Source organism: Rathayibacter sp. AY1D1, from assembly GCF_002932635.1.
In the GTDB taxonomy this organism is placed as follows: domain Bacteria; phylum Actinomycetota; class Actinomycetes; order Actinomycetales; family Microbacteriaceae; genus Rathayibacter.
The window spans coordinates 1-16,478 of the sequence record NZ_PSVY01000010.1; the positions used below are offsets into that span (position 1 = coordinate 1).

The window sequence follows — 16,478 nt, forward strand, 5'->3', positions numbered from 1 at the left end:
GCTCCGGGGACGCGGGATCTGTGGACGCCGGCGCTGGGGACGCGGGCTCCGAGGAGGAGGCCGCGGCGGAGGAGACGACACCAGGAGAAGGGGAGTCGGACGAGACCGGATCGGGAGAAGAGGAGCGGGAGGACTCGGGACCGGGAGGAGGGGAGTCGGAGGACACCGGATCGGACGAGGCGGAGTCGGGTGCGGTCGGCTCCGGCACGGCGATCGGCGCGGCGGCGGCGCCCGTGCCGACGATCCGGCCGGCCTCGATCCGCACGGTGTGCGCGGCCAGCGCCTCCGGGACGTCGTCGAAGACGGCCGCGGTGATCAGGACCTGCTCGTAGTCGGCGACCACCGAGGCGAGCCGCTCGCGCCGGCGCGCGTCCAGCTCGGCGAAGACGTCGTCGAGCATCAGCACCGGATCGCCCATGGGGGAGTCGCGCCGGAGCAGCTCCGCGGCGCCCAGCTTCAGCGCCAGCGCGAACGACCAGCTCTCGCCGTGGCTGGCGTAGCCCTTGGCCGGCAGCGCGTTCAGCTCGAACTGCACGTCGTCGCGGTGCGGGCCGACGAGGGAGACGCCCCGGTCGAGCTCGCGGCGGCGCACCCCGGCCAGGGCGGACGCGAACGCCTCCGCCAGTCCCTCGCCCGCCGCCGGTGACGCGGCGCCCGGCTGCTCCACGGGCTCGCCGTCGTCGTCGACCGCGCCCTCGATGCTCAGGCGGGAGCGGAGCACCGGACGCTGGTCGGCACCGGCGACCGCCTCGTACGCGGCGCGCACCGGTCCGCTCAGCTCCTCCACCAGGGTGAGGCGCGACTGCATGATCTCGGTCCCGAGCGCGATCAGGCGCTCGTCCCAGATGTCGAGGGTCCCGAGCTTCGAGGGGTCGCGGACGCCGCTCGCCCGTGCGGACTTGAGCAGCGAGTTGCGCTGGCGCAGCACCCGCTCGTAGTCGGCCTGGACGGCGCTCATCCGCGGGGAGCGGAGGATCACCAGCTGGTCGAGGAAGCGGCGGCGGGCCGACGGGTCGCCGCGGATGAGGAGGAGGTCCTCCGGCGCGAACAGGACACTGGAGAAGAAGCGGGGGAGCTCGCGCGGCTTGATCCCGCCGCGGTTGATCTGCGCGCGGTTGGGGGAGGAGCGGTTGATCTGCACCTCGGCCAGCAGGTCGCGCTCGCCGTTGCGGAGGCGGGCGCGCACCACGGCGCTGTCCCGGCCGGCGCGGATGAGCGCCTGGTCGCTCGACACGCGGTGCGAGCCCAGGGTGGAGAGGTAGCCGAGCGATTCGACGAGGTTCGTCTTGCCCTGGCCGTTGCGGCCGACGAAGAGGTTCGGTCCGGGCACGAGCTCGACGTCGACCGACTCGTAGTTCCGGAAGTCGCTGAGCGCCAGCTGCGTCACCTGCACGTCGCGCTCCTCTCCTCCACCCGTCGTCGCGGGCCTTCCCTGCACCTCTGCGGGCTCCTCGCCCGTCTCGCTCGGCCGGTCCACCCGCCCCGGTGCCTGCGGTCCGCTCTCCCCTGCCGGCCAGGCCTGCGCCCCCGGTCTCGACACACCCCTGCGGGCTACTCGACCGGCACGGCGGCGGAACCGTCCGGGACGCGGATCCCGATACGCCCCTCCGGGGCCACTACTCGCTCACCATGATCGGCGGCGCCCCGACCCCGCCCGTGAAGGCGGCCGAAGGCTCGCCGCCCGACGTCGGTAGCAAGGTGGAGGCGGCCGGAGGCCCGCCGCCTCCGTGAGAGCATCCCTGCCTCACGGGGGCGGCGGGCCGCAGTCCGCCGTCCGTCACCGGCCCTGCGGAACGCGCCCCCCTCCGGAAGCCGACCGCCGTGAGGACTGCCGGAGGCAGTCCTCACCAGCCGACTCAGTCGACGGCCTTGACGGAGTGCCCGCCGAACTGGTTGCGGAGCGCTGCGACGGCCTTCATCGCGGGGGAGTCCTCCTGGCGGGAGACGAAGCGGGCGAAGATCGAGGCGCTGATCGTGGGCACCGGGACGGCGTTGTTGATGGCCTCCTCGATGGTCCAGCGGCCCTCGCCCGAGTCCTGCACGTAGCCCTCGATGTTCTTGAAGTCCGGGTCCTGCTCGAGGGCGCGGACGAGGAGCTCGAGCAGCCAGGAGCGCACGACCGTGCCGCGCTGCCACGCCTTGAAGGTGCCGGTGACGTCCTTGATGATGTCGCTGCGGGTCTCGAGCAGCTCGTAGCCCTCGGCGAACGCCTGCATCAGGGCGTACTCGATGCCGTTGTGGACCATCTTCGCGTAGTGGCCGGCGCCGACCTCGCCGACGTGGACGAAGCCCTCCTCGCGGGGGCCCTCCGGGCGCAGCGCGTCGAAGACGGGCATGGCGTACTCGACGAGCTCCTTCGGGCCGCCGACCATCAGGCCGTAGCCGTTCTGGAGTCCCCAGACGCCGCCGGAGACTCCCGCGTCGATGTAGTGGATGCCCTTGGGCTTCAGCAGCGCGTCGTGCTTGAAGTCCTCGGTGAAGCGGGAGTTGCCGCCGTCGATGACGAGGTCGCCCTCGCTGAGCTTCTCCGACAGGTCCTTGACGACCGCGTCGGTGATCTCGCCGGCCGGCACCATCACCCAGACGATGCGGGGCGAGGGGAGTGCGGCGATCATCTCGTCGAGAGAGGCCACGTCCGAGACGTCGGGATTGCGGTCGTAGCCGGTGACCTCGAGCCCCTTGGAGCGGAGGCGGGAGCGCATGTTGTCGCCCATCTTGCCGAGGCCGACGAGTCCGATGTGCATGGTGAACCTTCCTGGATTCGTTGTCCGGCGGGCGGGCGCTCGTCGGGAGCGGGGCGGTCGCGGCTCTGCGATCCGGCGAGTGGTCAGCGCAGCAGCAGGTTGGGCTGGAGCAGGTAGCGGTAGCTGTCGCTGCCGGGCTGCTCCCGCGAGGTCTGCGCAGTGATCAGGACGGGGCCGGGCTTGTTGGGGTTCTCGGTCTTCGTGAACGCGATGCGCACGAACTCCGAGTGGACGGCGGCGAGGCCGTCGAGCAGGAACTGCGGCTTGAGCGAGACGACCACGTCGTCGCCGGTCACGATCGCGTCGATGCTCTCGGACGCCTGCGCCTGCTCGGAGCCGATGGCCTCGAGGGTGAGGCCGTCGCTGCTGAAGCTGAAGCGGAGGGCCGCCTCTCGCTCGAGCACGAGCGAGACGCGGCGGGTGGCCTCGATGAGGTCGCTGGTCGACATGACCGCGTAGTTCTCGACGGAGGCGGGGAAGAGGCGCTTCACGGGCGGGAAGTTGCCCTTGATCAGCAGCGACGTGACGGTCTTGCGGTCCGCGGTGAAGGCGATCAGCTCGCGCTCGTCGCGGTTGGTGATCGCGACGGAGACGGTGCCGGAGTGGCCGAAGGTCTTGCCGACCTCCTGCAGCGTGCGCGCGGGCACGAGGGCGGTGAGCGGCTGGGTGGGCGCGGGGTTGTCCCCGTTGTCCCAGTCGATCTCGCGGACGGCGACGCGGTAGCGGTCCGTCGCGACGAGGCCGATCGTGTTCTCGGTGATCTCGAGCTGCACGCCGGTGATGACGGGGGTCACGTCGTCGCGGGAGGCGGCGACCGCCACCTGCGAGACGGCGGCCGCGAAGGCGTCGGCCGGGACGAGGCCGGTGGAGGCATCGATCTCGGGGATGCTCGGGTACTCCTCCACGGGCATCTGCAGGAGCGTGAAGTGCGCCGAGCCGGCCGAGACCGAGACGCGCGACTCCTCCGTGGCGATGCGCACGGGAGCGTTGGGGAGGCGGTTCGCGATGTCGGCGAGCAGACGGCCCGAGACGAGCACGGTCCCCGTCTCCTCCACGTCGGCCGCGATCTGCGTCTGCGCGGACACCTCGTAGTCGAAGGAGGACAGCGTCAGACCCTCGGAGGTCGCCTCGATGAGGACTCCGGAGAGGATCGGCAGGGTCGTGCGCTGCGGAAGCAGCTTGACCGCGAAGGACACCGCCTCGCTGAAGACATCGCGGTTGGCTTGGAACCTCACGAGTACACCCCTGACGAGTCGCGGACGAAGACCGTCGCCCATCGTACCCGCCGGGCTCGACGAGCTCGGAAGGGGGTGGACCGCCGAGCACTCCCGAGCCGCTGTGGAGAGGTTGCCGGTCGAGGCTTCATTAAAGAGAGAACTGCGTTAACAGTGTTAACACGTGTGGAAACTGTGGAAAACGCTTCGGACCCCTACTCCTGGGTGGGATCGGAGGGACCCGCCCCTGTGGAGGGAGTGTGAGCGGGCCCGTGGACGCCCTGTGGAGCGATCCGAGCCGACCGGTCGCCCTCCACAGGCGGGCTCTCCCGGCGCACAGTCCCGAGGCGGTTGTCCACAGTTATCCACAGGTTCCTCACACTGTGGAAATCGGCCCTCCGAGGCGCGCGAGGCGGCGTGTCCGAGGCCCGCGCAGTGGGTCGAGGAGTCCGTCGACGACGTCTCCGGGTCACGACGGAGACCGTCGAACGCGGCTCGCGCCGTCCGAGCGGCGCGGAAGACGATGCGCGCTCCCTCTCCCCTGCGCTGCTCTCCTGGCCGTCGCTCGGCGGATCGACACCGTCCGATCGCACGCCGGCCGCTCAGCCGCTCACCCGGACCCCTTGAGCACGTGCGGTTCATGCTGGTCGAGTAGCCCCAGCGAGCCGTATCGAGACCCCCGCCAGCGCCTTCGCCCGATCTCGACGCGCGCCGACACCGACGCCCTGCTGCTCGCGCCGCGATCCCCGTCGCCTCCCCTCACACGAAGAGAGGGGAGCGACTACCCGACCACCGCGCACGGACGCCGATGGACCCCCGGACACGTCACCCGGGACAGGTGGTCCCGGGGACCGTACGACTACCGACTAGCGGTTCGTCTTGATGCGGGTGGTCAGCTCGGTGACCTGGTTGTAGATGCTGCGGCGCTCCTTCATGAGCTCCGAGATCTTCTTGTTCGCGTACATGACCGTGGTGTGGTCGCGGTTGCCGAACAGCTGGCCGATCTTGGGCAGCGAGAGGTTCGTCAGCTCGCGGCACAGGTACATGGCGATCTGGCGCGCGGTGGCGACGGCCTGCGAGCGCGACGAGCCGTAGAGGTCGTCGACCGTGAGCTTGAAGTAGTCCGCGGTGTGGTTGATGATGTCGACCGGCGAGATGACGTTGTCCTCGTCGAGCGTGATCAGGTCCTTCAGCACGGTCTGCACGAGCGACATGTCGACCGGCGTGCGGTTCAGGCTCGCGAACGCGGTGACGCGGATGAGCGTCCCCTCGAGCTCGCGGATGTTGCTCGACACCTTCGACGCCATGAACTCGAGGATGTCGTCGGGCACGAGCAGCTTCTCGCTGACCGCCTTCTTGCGGAGGATCGCGATGCGGGTCTCGAGGTCGGGAGCCTGCACATCGGTGATGAGGCCCCACTCGAAGCGCGAGCGCATCCGGTCCTCGAAGCCCGTCAGGGCCTTCGGCGGCAGATCGGACGTGATCACGACCTGCTTGTTGTGGTCGTGCAGCTGGTTGAAGGTGTGGAAGAACGCCTCCTGCGTCTCCGCCTTCCCCTGCAGGAACTGGATGTCGTCGATCAGGAGGATGTCGACGTTGCGGTAGCGGCCGTGGAAGGCGTTGCCCCGGTTGTTCGCGATCGAGTTGATGAAGTCGTTCGTGAACTCCTCGCTCGAGACGTACCGCACGCGGATCCCCGGGTAGAGGCTCATCGCGTAGTGGCCGATGGCGTGGAGGAGGTGCGTCTTGCCGAGCCCGGAGTCGCCGTAGACGAAGAGCGGGTTGTAGGCCTTGGCGGGAGCCTCGGCGACCGCGACGGCCGCGGCGTGCGCGAACCGGTTGGAGCCTCCGATGACGAAGTTGTCGAAGCTGTACTTCGGGTTCAGCCGGGTGTCGGTCGCCGGCACGGTCCGCAGCTCCTCGACCCCGCGGGTCGGCGCGACCGTCGCCGAGGAGGCGGTGATCGGCTCGAACGGGTTCATCGACTCCTGCGACGACGGGGAGCTGAGGGGCTCGTGCTCGATGTCGGGGTTCACCACGAAGGCGAACGTCGTGACGCCGAAGGAGTCGTCGAGCGTCCCGATCGCGCTGAGCAGGGGCACGCGCACGCGCTGCTCGAGCATCCCGCGGGTGAACTCGTTCGGGACCTCCAGGTAGAAGGTGCCCGCCATGATGCCCTTGGGCTCCACGAGCGAGACGAACCCGTAGAGGGGAGCGGTGATCCGCTCGTCCCGGGACAGTGCGCCGAGGATCACGTTCCACGCGTCGACCATCGACGTGTCGTCTGCCATCTGTCTCCGGTCCTGGGTGCTGTCGCTGTGAAGTCGCTGCGGGATCGCCGTCTCCGCCGGACCCGTCGCCGCCCGCTGCAGGGGCGTCGCGGACCGGGCGCGGAGCCGGGTCTCGAGTGCCGCTCTCTCCACAGGGTTGTCCACCGGCCTCGAGCGATGCCTGTGCGGGCGCGGGAGGACGCGGATCCCACCTGTGGATAACTGCGGCTCAACACCGTAACGAACGGAGCCGACGGGAGACAAATCCACCACAGCGACACCCGCGTGTCAATGCGCGGAACCCCGTGTCCCGTGTGCATGATCGAGGTTTCGCGCCGTCCACATTTGACCGGTGACGGAACAGGCCGTAGTTTAAATCAGTTGACGCCTGCCCGGTGTCGTCCGTGCGGCCCTCGCAGGCCGAGCGGATTCCGCAGCCGGGCACCCCTTCTTCCCGGAGGATCCGAGTCTCCGCCCGAGCGGGTGGTGCCGGTTCGCGCCGCGGAACACGTACGTGGAGATCTGATTATGAGCAAGCGAACCTTCCAGCCGAACAACCGTCGTCGCGCCAAGGTGCACGGCTTCCGTCTGCGCATGCGCACCCGTGCCGGCCGCGGCATCCTCAGCGCGCGCCGCGCCAAGGGGCGCACCGAGCTCTCCGCCTAGCAGCGAGCGGTACCGACCAGCGGTGCTGGCCAGAGCCAATCGCATCGTCCACGGAGGCGAGTACCGGACAGTCGTCCGTCGCGGTGTGCGGTCCACAGGACCGCACACCGTCACGTATGTCCGCCGGTCCTCCGCGGGCGATCCGGCGCGGTTCGGGTTCATCGTCGCCAAGACGGTCGGCACCGCGGTGACGCGCAACACCGTCCGCCGCCGGCTCAAGGCCGTGGCGTTCGAGCTCGTCCCCGAGATCGACCCCGGCACCCAGGTCGTCGTCCGCGCGCTGCCCGGCAGCGCCGACGCCCCCTGGTCGGAGCTGCGCTCCGAGGTGTGGTCCGCGATGGCGCGAGCCGCGCGGAAGAGCGGGGCGTCCTCGTGACCGCCGTGCTCCCCCGCCGCGAGGCGCCGTTCGCCCGGCTCGGGTGGGCGATCCTCCTGCTGCCGCGGAACATCGGCGTCCTGCTCCTGATCGTCTACCGGGCGGTCGTGTCCCCTCTCTACGGGGACGTCTGCCGTTACTACCCCTCGTGCTCCGCGTACGCGCTCCAGGCGGTCCAGCTCCACGGGCTCGTCCTCGGCTCCGTCCTCGCGGCCCGCCGTCTGCTCCGCTGCCACCCGTGGGCGGCCGGCGGCATCGACGACGTCCCGACCTCGATCCCCCTGCACCGACCGGCTTCCGGCCGGACCCGCTTCGCCGTGACGCGAGCCGGGTTCGTCGTGGGCCCTCGAAAGGACTGACCCCACTCCATGGACCTCCTCGGCACGATCCTCTGGCCCCTCAAGTGGGTGGTCGAGCTGCTCCTCGTCGCCTTCCACCAGCTGCTGACCTTCACCGGCATGGAGGCGGCCGCGGGAATCACCTGGGTCCTCTCGATCGTCGGCCTGGTCATCGTCATCCGCGCCGCGCTCATCCCGATCTTCGTCAAGCAGATCAAGAGCCAGCGCCGGATGCTCGAGGTCGCGCCCCAGCTCAAGAAGATCCAGGACAAGTACAAGGGCAAGCGCGACCAGCTGTCCCGCGAGGCGATGTCCCGCGAGACCATGGAGCTCTACAAGAAGACGGGCACCAACCCGCTCGCCTCCTGCCTGCCCCTGCTGATCCAGATGCCGATCTTCTTCAGCCTGTTCTCGGTGCTGAACGCGGCGCAGCACAGCCAGAAGGGCGTGGGCCCGCTCGACGAGACGCTCGCCCGCCAGTTCGGCGAGGCGAACCTCTTCGGCGTCGCACCGCTGCACCAGTCGATCCAGGGCGCACTCGCCGAGGGCGGCCAGGAGCCGGTCATCATCATCGCGGTGATCATGGTCGTCCTGATGACCGCGTCGCAGTTCATCACGCAGCTGCAGATCGTCTCGAAGAACATGTCGCCCGAGGCGAAGGCCTCGCCGACGTTCAAGCAGCAGCGGATCCTGCTCTACATCCTCCCCCTCGTCTTCGCCTTCTCGGGCTTCGCCTTCCCCCTCGGCGTGATGTTCTACTGGCTGACCTCGAACATCTGGACGATGATCCAGCAGTTCATCGTCATCCGGAACATGCCGACCCCGGGCAGCGAGGCCGCCAAGGCCCGCGAGGAGCGCCTGCGCCGCAAGGGCAAGCTGGTCGAGGAGACCACGGCCGCCGGCGACGTCACCCTCGTCGAGAAGAAGGCCGTGCAGCGCACGCAGCCCGTGAGCAAGAACCGCTCCAAGAAGCAAGCCGGAAAGAAGTAGAGCCGCCATGACCGATCCGATGCAGACCATCACCGACGACGCGTCAGCACCCGCGGACGTGGACGCGTCCGCCGTCGACGAGGCGCCCGAGTCCACGCTCTCGCAGCTCGAGGACGAGGGCGACGTCGCCGCCGACTACATCGAGGAGTTCCTCGACATCTGCGACCTCGACGGCGACATCGACATCGAGGTCCGCAACGGCCGCGCCTACCTCTCGGTCACCGCCTCCGGAGACACGAACCTCCGGGTGCTCTCCCGCCCCGACGCCGTCCAGGCACTGCAGGAGCTGACGCGCCTGGCGGTCCAGACGAAGACCGGCGCGTTCTCCCGCCTCATCCTCGACATCGGCGGCTCCCGCGACGCCCGCGAGGCGGAGCTCGCCCAGCTGGTCGACCGCGCGATCGAGCGGATCGAGGACGGCGCCACGTCGGCCTCGCTCCCGCCCATGTCGTCGTACGAGCGCAAGCTGGTCCACGACATGGTGGGCGAGCGCGGCTTCGTGTCGGAGTCGCGCGGCGAGGCGCGCGAGCGCCACACCGTCATCACCCGCGGCTGAACGGCGTGGAGTCGACCCTCGAGGCCGAGCCCGCAGCCGCTGCGGCGATCGCCGGCGACCGCCTGCCCCTCCTGCGGCGGTTCACGGAAGCTCTCGCTGACCAGGGTGAGGAGCGCGGCCTGATCGGGCCCTTGGAGCTCCCCCGTCTCTGGACGCGGCACGTGCTCAACAGCGCCCTGGTAGCCCCTCTCCTGCGTCCGGGACTGGTGGGTGATGTCGGCAGTGGCGCGGGCCTTCCCGGGCTCGTCCTCGCCATCGTGCGGCCCGACGTCCGCTTCGTGCTCATCGAGCCGATGGAGCGTCGCGTCGTCTGGCTTCAGGAGCAGGTGGACGGACTCGGACTCGAGAATGTCTCAGTTCTTCGAGCCCGTGCTGAAGAGGCGGAGCTCGCGGAGCCTCTCGACCAGGTGACCGCTCGGGCGGTCAGCGCTCTCTCGAAGCTGATCCCGCTGACCGCGCCGCTGCTGCGGCCTGGAGGCGAGCTGGTCCTGCTGAAGGGCATCAACGCCGAGAAGGAGATCGAGGCGGCGGCCAAGCAGATCCGTCGTTTCCGGCTCTCCCCTCCCGAGGTCGTCGTGCTCGGCGACGGCGTGCTCTCCGAGGTGACGAGGGTCGTCCGGGCTACAGTGGGTTGATCGCCACGACGCCGCAGTGAGCCCCCGACTCCTCGTCCGTCGACTCCTCGGTGCTGCTGTCCGTCCCACTCGCTGAGCGAAGGTTTCACGTGAAACAAACCGATTCCGCCGGTCTGACCGGAGGCTTCGATTCCTCGACTCCCCTGGCCCGGGAGATCGCGGACATGACCCGCCGGCGCGCACTGCTGAACGCCCAGCCGCTGCCCAAGCCCGAGTCGACGCGCGTCATCACGATCTCGAACCAGAAGGGCGGCGTCGGCAAGACGACGACGACCGTCAACCTCGCCGCCGGGCTCGCCCGCGGTGAGGCGAAGGTGCTCGTCATCGACCTCGATCCGCAGGGCAACGCGTCGACGGCCCTGGGCATCGAGCACCGCGCCGAGACGGCCAGCGTGTACGACGTGATCGTCAACGACACTCCCCTCGCGGACGTCGTGCAGAAGAGCCCGGAGTTCGCCTCGCTCTACGGTGTGCCGGCGACCATCCACCTGGCCGGCGCCGAGATCGAGCTGGTCTCGCTCGTCGCACGCGAGCAGCGTCTCCGCCGTGCGCTCGACCGCATGCTCGACACCATGGACGAGCCGTTCGACTACGTCTTCATCGACTGCCCGCCGTCGCTCGGTCTGCTGACCATCAACGCGTTCGTCGCCGCTCGCGAGGTGCTCATCCCGATCCAGTGCGAGTACTACGCGCTCGAGGGGCTCAGCCAGCTGCTCAAGAACATCGACCTGATCGAGCGGCACCTCAACCCGAACCTCGGTGTCTCGACGATCCTCCTGACCATGTACGACGGCCGCACCAACCTCTCCCAGCAGGTGGCAGCGGATGTCCGAGAGCACTTCCCGAAGGAGGTGCTGCGTGCGGTGATCCCGCGCAACGTGAGGATCTCGGAGGCGCCGAGCTACGGACAGAGCGTGATCAGCTACGACCCGCAGTCGTCCGGTTCGCTGGCGTATCTGGAGGCGGCCGCGGAGATCGCACGACGCGGAGCTCGGAAGACACCCGAGACGGCACACGAAGGAGAGGCACGCTGATGGCGACCAAGCGCACGGGACTCGGCCGGGGGATCGGCTCGCTCATCCCGACCAGCGACGAGTCGCGCTCCCGGCCCGTCGACGTCTTCTTCCCTGATCAGGTCGGCGATTCGGCCCGTGCCGAGGAGCTCCTCGAGGTCCCCGGAGCGCGCTTGGCGCGACTCCCCCTCGCCGACATCACCCCCAACACGGCGCAGCCGCGGTCGGTGTTCGACGAGGACGACCTCGCGGAACTCGTCCACAGCATCCGCGAGTTCGGAGTGCTGCAGCCGATCGTCGTCCGGCCCGTGACGGCTCGCGGCGGAGCGAAGTACGAGCTCGTCATGGGTGAGCGCCGGTTCCGCGCCTCGAAGGCCGCGGGACTGACCACCATCCCCGCGGTCGTCAAGGACACGGCCGACGAGAACATGCTCCGCGACGCGCTGCTGGAGAACCTGCACCGCGCCGACCTCAACCCGCTCGAGGAGGCGTCCGCCTACCAGCAGCTCCTCAGCGACTTCGGGATCACCCAGGAGGCCCTGGCGACGCGGCTCGGACGTTCGCGGCCGCAGATCTCGAACACGCTCCGTCTCCTGCGGCTCCCGGCCGATGTGCAGGCCCGCGTCGCTGCCGGCGTCCTGACCGCAGGACACGCGCGTGCGGTTCTGTCCCTCGACGACGTCGAGATGATGCGCCGCCTGGCCGACAAGATCGTCAACGAGGACCTGTCCGTCCGCGCCGCCGAGGCCGCCGCGGCGCAGATGAAGGCGCCGCGGACGACCACGCGTCCCGTGGTGGAGGAGCAGGGCGGGCACTCCGGACACCTCTCGTCGATCGCGGATCACCTCGGCGACCGGTTGAATACGCGCGTCAAGGTCACCCTGGGCGCACGTAAGGGCCAGATGGTCATCGACTTCGCCACCATCCAGGACTTGAACCGCATCCTCGCCGAGATCGGGGAGCCGACCGAGGTGTCGCTCGCTCCGTAGAGGGCCGGCCTAGCGGCGGCCACTGATTCGCCGTGCGGCTGGCGTGCGCGTGCTCGCGCTGTGTTCTTGGCCGCAATCGCCGATGTGGCGGTATCCGCTCCCCTCGTCGGCACCGCGATCGCAGATCAGCACGCTTGGGGCGATCTTCGAGATGCTTTATGAGCTGAGGATTCTCGGTTGTCGTCCTCTCTCTGATTGATAGGCCCTTCTGACCGGTACAGTCCGATGAAGTGGTTCCAGGTTCTGCGGGGCCCTGCTTACTCCGGTCCTGGTCGAGAATACGGCTGGTATTGCCGAACGGTGACGATCGCCGGGTATCTGGGGCATTGATCTCTGGATAGAGCAGCGCACGATGCGCCTACATGGCGGTTGAGTAGGCGTAGAGCGCCGGATCTAGGGTTGGCTGAGTTCAGACATCGTCGGTCTCCGTAGTTCTTGTCGCGTTCAGTGGCTCGCTGGCGGCGCTGGACTGGCACTTGGACTGGTCGCACTCGGTGCGGCTCTCCTCTGCCAGGGGCGACGCCCTCATCGCCGATAGTTGGCGGGAGCAATGTTTCACGTGAAACAGCCGTCCATCCGCCGCTGAGATGAGGACTCCCTTGGCCGACCGTGCATCCCATGTCCCTCGGGAGGAGCGCCTCCTGGGCCTCCAGGCATTGGCTGGCGGGCGGGCAAGTAAGACGAAATGCAGTACCCTCCATTTTCGCGGATCGACGCCGATGTGATGAGTGGGTTCGCCGATGTCTTACGGAGGACCCAGTCGGTGGTCGCCCCCAGAGAGCACTGAAAGACTCAATGGAAGGGCCGTTTCACGTGAAACGGTGCGCTCTGGGGCGGCCTCGCCATTGAAGAGCTACGAACTCGTCGGGTCAATCAGGAGGCCCTCGTCGGCTGGACTCCCTCCACAGGGCGCAACTTTTCCGATTGAAGTTGCTCAACGGCCGCGGAAGCGTTTCACGTGAAACGCCCCTGCCGAGAACCTTGGACGCACGTGCAGATCATCGTGGGACAGACTTCGACCGCAGTGTTCGAAAGAGATCGCTCGCCTGACCAACGAGATTCAGGCACCACCCCCCGAGGCGGAGTTGAGGTCGGAGAACCAAGCGAGAGGGATCCCTTCCGGCCGTGGGTCTCGGTACGTCGCGTAGTGGCTACTCGACCAGCATGGCGACGGGTGCCTGGTGTCGATCAGCGTCGATCGACCATGTTGTGTCTCCCCAGAGATGGCGCGGGTGGCGATTGTGGTGAGCCTCGATTCGACGCACTACTGCTCTTCGTCGGTATGTCTGCGGATATAGCGAAACGATTGGGGTGGACATCTTGCTCCAGGCAATGCCTCACCTGGTACCCACCGAGGGGCTCCGGGTCTCGATACGCAGCAATGCGGTTCCCGACCAGCATGACGACGAGGACCAGGTGCCGATCGAAGCCCTTGGGCCGGGTGACTCCTGGTGGGTTTAGCGCGACGAAGGGGCCTCACCACGCCGATCTACGGATACTCGACCGGCGCGGCGGTGGGTGTCCGACGTTGTGGGGGTCGAGACGCGGCCTCGGGTTCTTCCCCCGAGTCGGCACTCCTGGTCTGCTGATGAAGACCAAGACACGTTGTTGGGCGGCTGCTCGACCCATGTCATAGGAGAAGAGGCCGATCGCGGGTCTCGATATGCCGCGATCCGGCTACTCGTCTGGCATGGTTTCGCGCACTTGTTCATAACGCCGCAGCCTCGCGACCAGGAGCGTACGCGCAGCGGACCGTTTCACGTGAAACGGTATGGAGTCAGGAGGCGGCGAGCTTCGCGAGGGTGGAGTAGACGTCGCCGAGGTAGCGGCCGGATGCCTCGATGGCCTGGGGAACGAGTGAGGTCTCGGTCATTCCGGGAAGGACGTTCGCGTCGAAGAACCAGGGGAGTCCGGCGTCGTCGATGATGAAGTCGAGCCGCGACAGGTGGCGGAGTCCCAGCAGTTCGTGGATCGCAACGGCCACGCGGGACACTTCCTCCGTGGTCTCCGGCGAGATCCGGGCCGGCGTGTAGAAGTGCGTCTCCCCCGCGTTGTAGCGCGCCTCGAATGTGTACTGGCCCGCGACGGGTGCGATCTCTACGGGCGGCAGTGCGAAAGGTCCGTCACCGAGGTCGAGAACACCGACGGAGACCTCGGTTCCCTGGATCTGCTGTTCGATGAGCACGACGTCGCCGTAGGTGTACGCCTCGACCATCGCTCGCGGGAGCTGCGACGACTCCGTCACGATGCTGACGCCCTGGGCTGAACCGCCCTGAGCGGGCTTCACCACGAGGGAGCCCGGCAGGTGCGCCTCGACCTGCTCCAGGATCCCGGCGGCTCCGAGCTCGCGGAAGGTCTCGCGGGGGAGGGTGACGGAGCGCGGGGTCGAGAAGCCGGCGCGAGCGACGAGCGTCTTCGCGGTCGGCTTGAACCAGGCCAGGCGCGCCGCGTCCGTCTGCGAGCCGACGTAGGCGAAGCCCGCCGCCTCGAGGAGCCCGAGGAGCGCACCGTCCTCACCGCTCGCCCCGTGCACCGCGGGCCAGACGACGTCGGGACGCTTCTGCAGGAGCGTCGAGAGGAGGCCGGCGTCCGGTTCGTGCAGGGAGACGCGGTGGCCCATCGCGGAGAGACGATCCGCCACGCGACGGCCCGACCGCAAGGAGACGTCGCGCTCGTGGCTGATGCCACCGCTGATGACGACGATGTCGAGTGTACGGTCGAGCACAGAGAAATCGGTCATGACCAGGGCTTTCTTATCGAAGGAGCGGTGTCAGGAGACGTTCGGCGGCAGGACGGCGTCACGCTTGCTCGCGTCGGCGTTGCTCAGCCGGCCCGTGCCCGCGAAGGTCGACAGCAGATCGAGCTCTCCGTTGATGACCGTGGCGAGGCGGCGGATGCCGTCACCGATGCGCTCCGGCGTCGGGTAGCAGAACGAGAGGCGGATGTTCTGACGTCCGTCTCCGTTGCCGTAGAACGCGGTACCCGGCGTGTACGCGACGAGCTCCTTCACTGCGCGCGGCAGCATCGCCTTGGAGTCGAGCTCCTCGGGCAGCGTGACCCAGACGTAGAAGCCGCCGTTCGGGTTCGTCCAGCTGAGGCCGGGCAGATGGGTCTGCAGGCCCTTCAGCATCGCCTCTTTCCGCTCGCGGTAGACGCCCCGGAAGGTGTCGATCTGTCCGCGCCAGTCGGCTGTCTCGAGGTACTTCGAGATGACCAGCTGGCTGAAGGACGACGGACTGAGGACGGCCGCCTCGTTGGCGAGGATCAGCCGCTCGCGGATCGCGTGCGGAGCGAGAGCCCAGCCCACCCGGAAGCCGGGAGCGAGCGTCTTCGAGAACGTGCCGAGGTAGATCACTCCGTCCTCCTCCAGCGAGCGCATCGCCTTCGGCGGGACGTCCTCGAAGTAGAGGAGGCCGTACGGGTTGTCCTCGAGCACGAGGATTCCCTCGGACTTGCAGATCTCGAGGATCTCGACGCGGCGCTCCCAGCTGAGGGTCACGCCCGCGGGATTGTGGAAGGTGGGGATCGTGTACAGGAACTTGATCGTCTTGCCGGCGGCGCGCACGCGGGCGATGTGCTCGCGGAGCGCGGCGGGGATGAGCCCGTGCTCGTCCATCGGGACGTGCTCGACCTCGGCCTGGTACGACCGGAAGATGACCATCGCCGTGACGTAGCTGGGGCCCTCGGAGAGGACGACGTCCCCCGGGTCCAGGAACAGCTTCGAAACGAGCTCCAGGGCGTGCTGAGAGCCCGTGGTGACCACGATGTCGTCCGCGCTGGCGGAGATGCCCTCGAGGGCCATGACGTCGAGGATCTGCTCGCGCAGGACGGGGACGCCCTGGCCCGACCCGTACTGCAGCGCGACGGGCCCCTGCTCCCGCATCACGGTGTCGATGGCGCCGGTCACCAGGTCCTGGGGGAGCGCGGACACGAACGGCATGCCGCCGGCGAGCGAGACCACTTCGGGGCGTGACGCGACGGCGAACAGGGCTCGAACCTCGCTGGCGGCCAGACCGGCCGTGCGCTCCGCATAGGAGTTGTACCAGGGGTCGAGGTTGGTGCCGCGGTTGGTCACGATGGTTCCGCTTCGCTCGGTGGACAGGGTCTCTCCGGCCAGAGCCGGGTGGATCCACAATACCGGCCGGTCCTGTGCTGCGGCGGGGCGGTCGGGCGCCACCGCAGGGAGCGTGGCCTGCGTCCCAGCGGGGCTGTTTCACGTGAAACAGCCCCGGGAACGAGGAGAGCCCCCGTCACGACGAGACAGGGGCTCTCGGAGACCGCAGAGGGCGGTCAGGGGTGTGAACTCAGAGGAACGCGGCCAGGTCGGCCTCGAGGGCCGGCTTCGGCTTGGCGCCGATGACGGTCTTCACGACCTCGCCCTTCTGGTAGACCTTCATCGCCGGGATCGACGTGATCTGGTACTTCGCAGCGGTCTGCGGGTTCTCGTCGACGTTCAGCTTGACGATCTCGATCTTGTCGCCGTGCTCGGCCGAGATCTGGTCGAGGATCGGTGCGACCATGCGGCAGGGGCCGCACCACTCGGCCCAGAAGTCGACCAGGACGGTCTTCTCGGAGTCGAGGACGTCGGACTGGAACGATGCGTCGGTGACGCTCTTCGCGGTGGACATGGTGTTCTCTCCTTCACGAGTCGGCGGGCTGCCGGCTCCGATGTGCGATGACCGGACGG

14 protein-coding genes and 1 pseudogene are annotated in these 16,478 nt (G+C 68.5%); 8 read left to right on the top strand and 7 right to left on the bottom strand.

The window, feature by feature from the left end; all coding sequences use genetic code 11:
* Positions 1 to 232 precede the first annotated feature (232 nt).
* The 4 genes and pseudogenes from recF to dnaA form a co-directional block, all read right to left on the bottom strand.
* Positions 233 to 1,393: pseudogene (recF, locus tag C5C56_RS08765) on the bottom strand (DNA replication/repair protein RecF); the annotation flags it as partial.
* A gap of 463 nt (positions 1,394 to 1,856) precedes the next feature.
* Positions 1,857 to 2,744 carry a phosphogluconate dehydrogenase (NAD(+)-dependent, decarboxylating) gene (gene gnd, locus C5C56_RS08770; RefSeq protein WP_104319418.1) on the bottom strand — a complete coding sequence of 296 codons (888 nt, stop codon included), beginning with the start codon at positions 2,742 to 2,744 and terminating at the stop codon, positions 1,857 to 1,859.
* An 83-nt stretch (positions 2,745 to 2,827) separates the two neighbouring features.
* The gene (gene dnaN, locus C5C56_RS08775; protein WP_104222678.1) at positions 2,828 to 3,979 is read right to left on the bottom strand and encodes a DNA polymerase III subunit beta; all 1,152 of its coding nucleotides are present in this window, start codon (positions 3,977 to 3,979) and stop codon (positions 2,828 to 2,830) included.
* 845 nt (positions 3,980 to 4,824) lie between these two features.
* Entirely contained in the window at positions 4,825 to 6,249 is a 1,425-nt protein-coding gene (gene dnaA, locus C5C56_RS08780) for a chromosomal replication initiator protein DnaA (protein ID WP_104247019.1), read from the bottom strand.
* Positions 6,250 to 6,756: 507 nt separating this feature from the next.
* Between dnaA and rpmH the strand changes: the two genes are divergently transcribed.
* From rpmH to C5C56_RS08820, 8 genes are all read left to right on the top strand, one after another.
* Positions 6,757 to 6,894, top strand: coding sequence for a 50S ribosomal protein L34 (gene rpmH / locus C5C56_RS08785; protein WP_055784512.1), 138 nt, complete (start codon positions 6,757 to 6,759; stop codon positions 6,892 to 6,894).
* 22 nt (positions 6,895 to 6,916) lie between these two features.
* On the top strand, positions 6,917 to 7,270 hold the full coding sequence (gene rnpA / locus C5C56_RS08790; RefSeq protein ID WP_104222680.1) for a ribonuclease P protein component: 354 nt from the start codon (positions 6,917 to 6,919) through the stop codon (positions 7,268 to 7,270).
* 5 nt (positions 7,271 to 7,275) lie between these two features.
* Positions 7,276 to 7,629 (top strand): membrane protein insertion efficiency factor YidD, encoded by a 354-nt coding sequence (gene yidD, locus C5C56_RS08795; RefSeq protein WP_244230695.1) that lies wholly within the window; start codon positions 7,276 to 7,278, stop codon positions 7,627 to 7,629.
* 9 nt (positions 7,630 to 7,638) lie between these two features.
* Complete coding sequence (yidC, locus tag C5C56_RS08800; protein WP_104222681.1) at positions 7,639 to 8,598, top strand: membrane protein insertase YidC; 960 nt, start codon at positions 7,639 to 7,641, stop codon at positions 8,596 to 8,598.
* A 7-nt stretch (positions 8,599 to 8,605) separates the two neighbouring features.
* On the top strand, positions 8,606 to 9,154 hold the full coding sequence (locus tag C5C56_RS08805; RefSeq protein ID WP_244229531.1) for a R3H domain-containing nucleic acid-binding protein: 549 nt from the start codon (positions 8,606 to 8,608) through the stop codon (positions 9,152 to 9,154).
* Positions 9,155 to 9,159: 5 nt separating this feature from the next.
* Complete coding sequence (gene rsmG / locus C5C56_RS08810; RefSeq protein ID WP_104268815.1) at positions 9,160 to 9,789, top strand: 16S rRNA (guanine(527)-N(7))-methyltransferase RsmG; 630 nt, start codon at positions 9,160 to 9,162, stop codon at positions 9,787 to 9,789.
* 164 nt (positions 9,790 to 9,953) lie between these two features.
* Complete coding sequence (locus tag C5C56_RS08815; RefSeq protein ID WP_104247021.1) at positions 9,954 to 10,823, top strand: ParA family protein; 870 nt, start codon at positions 9,954 to 9,956, stop codon at positions 10,821 to 10,823.
* Positions 10,823 to 11,791 (top strand): ParB/RepB/Spo0J family partition protein, encoded by a 969-nt coding sequence (locus C5C56_RS08820; protein WP_104222684.1) that lies wholly within the window; start codon positions 10,823 to 10,825, stop codon positions 11,789 to 11,791. The genes C5C56_RS08815 and C5C56_RS08820 overlap by 1 nt, the downstream gene beginning before the upstream one ends.
* A 1,777-nt stretch (positions 11,792 to 13,568) precedes the next feature.
* Here the strand turns inward: C5C56_RS08820 and C5C56_RS08825 are convergent.
* The 3 genes from C5C56_RS08825 to trxA form a co-directional block, all read right to left on the bottom strand.
* A complete protein-coding gene (locus C5C56_RS08825; RefSeq protein WP_104319419.1) occupies positions 13,569 to 14,531 on the bottom strand; it encodes an ATP-grasp domain-containing protein in 963 nt (320 codons plus the stop codon).
* Between the two features lie 30 nt (positions 14,532 to 14,561).
* Positions 14,562 to 15,908 (bottom strand): PLP-dependent aminotransferase family protein, encoded by a 1,347-nt coding sequence (locus C5C56_RS08830; protein WP_374953281.1) that lies wholly within the window; start codon positions 15,906 to 15,908, stop codon positions 14,562 to 14,564.
* 187 nt (positions 15,909 to 16,095) lie between these two features.
* Positions 16,096 to 16,419 carry a thioredoxin gene (trxA, locus tag C5C56_RS08835; protein ID WP_104222687.1) on the bottom strand — a complete coding sequence of 108 codons (324 nt, stop codon included), beginning with the start codon at positions 16,417 to 16,419 and terminating at the stop codon, positions 16,096 to 16,098.
* Positions 16,420 to 16,478: the final 59 nt, after the last annotated feature.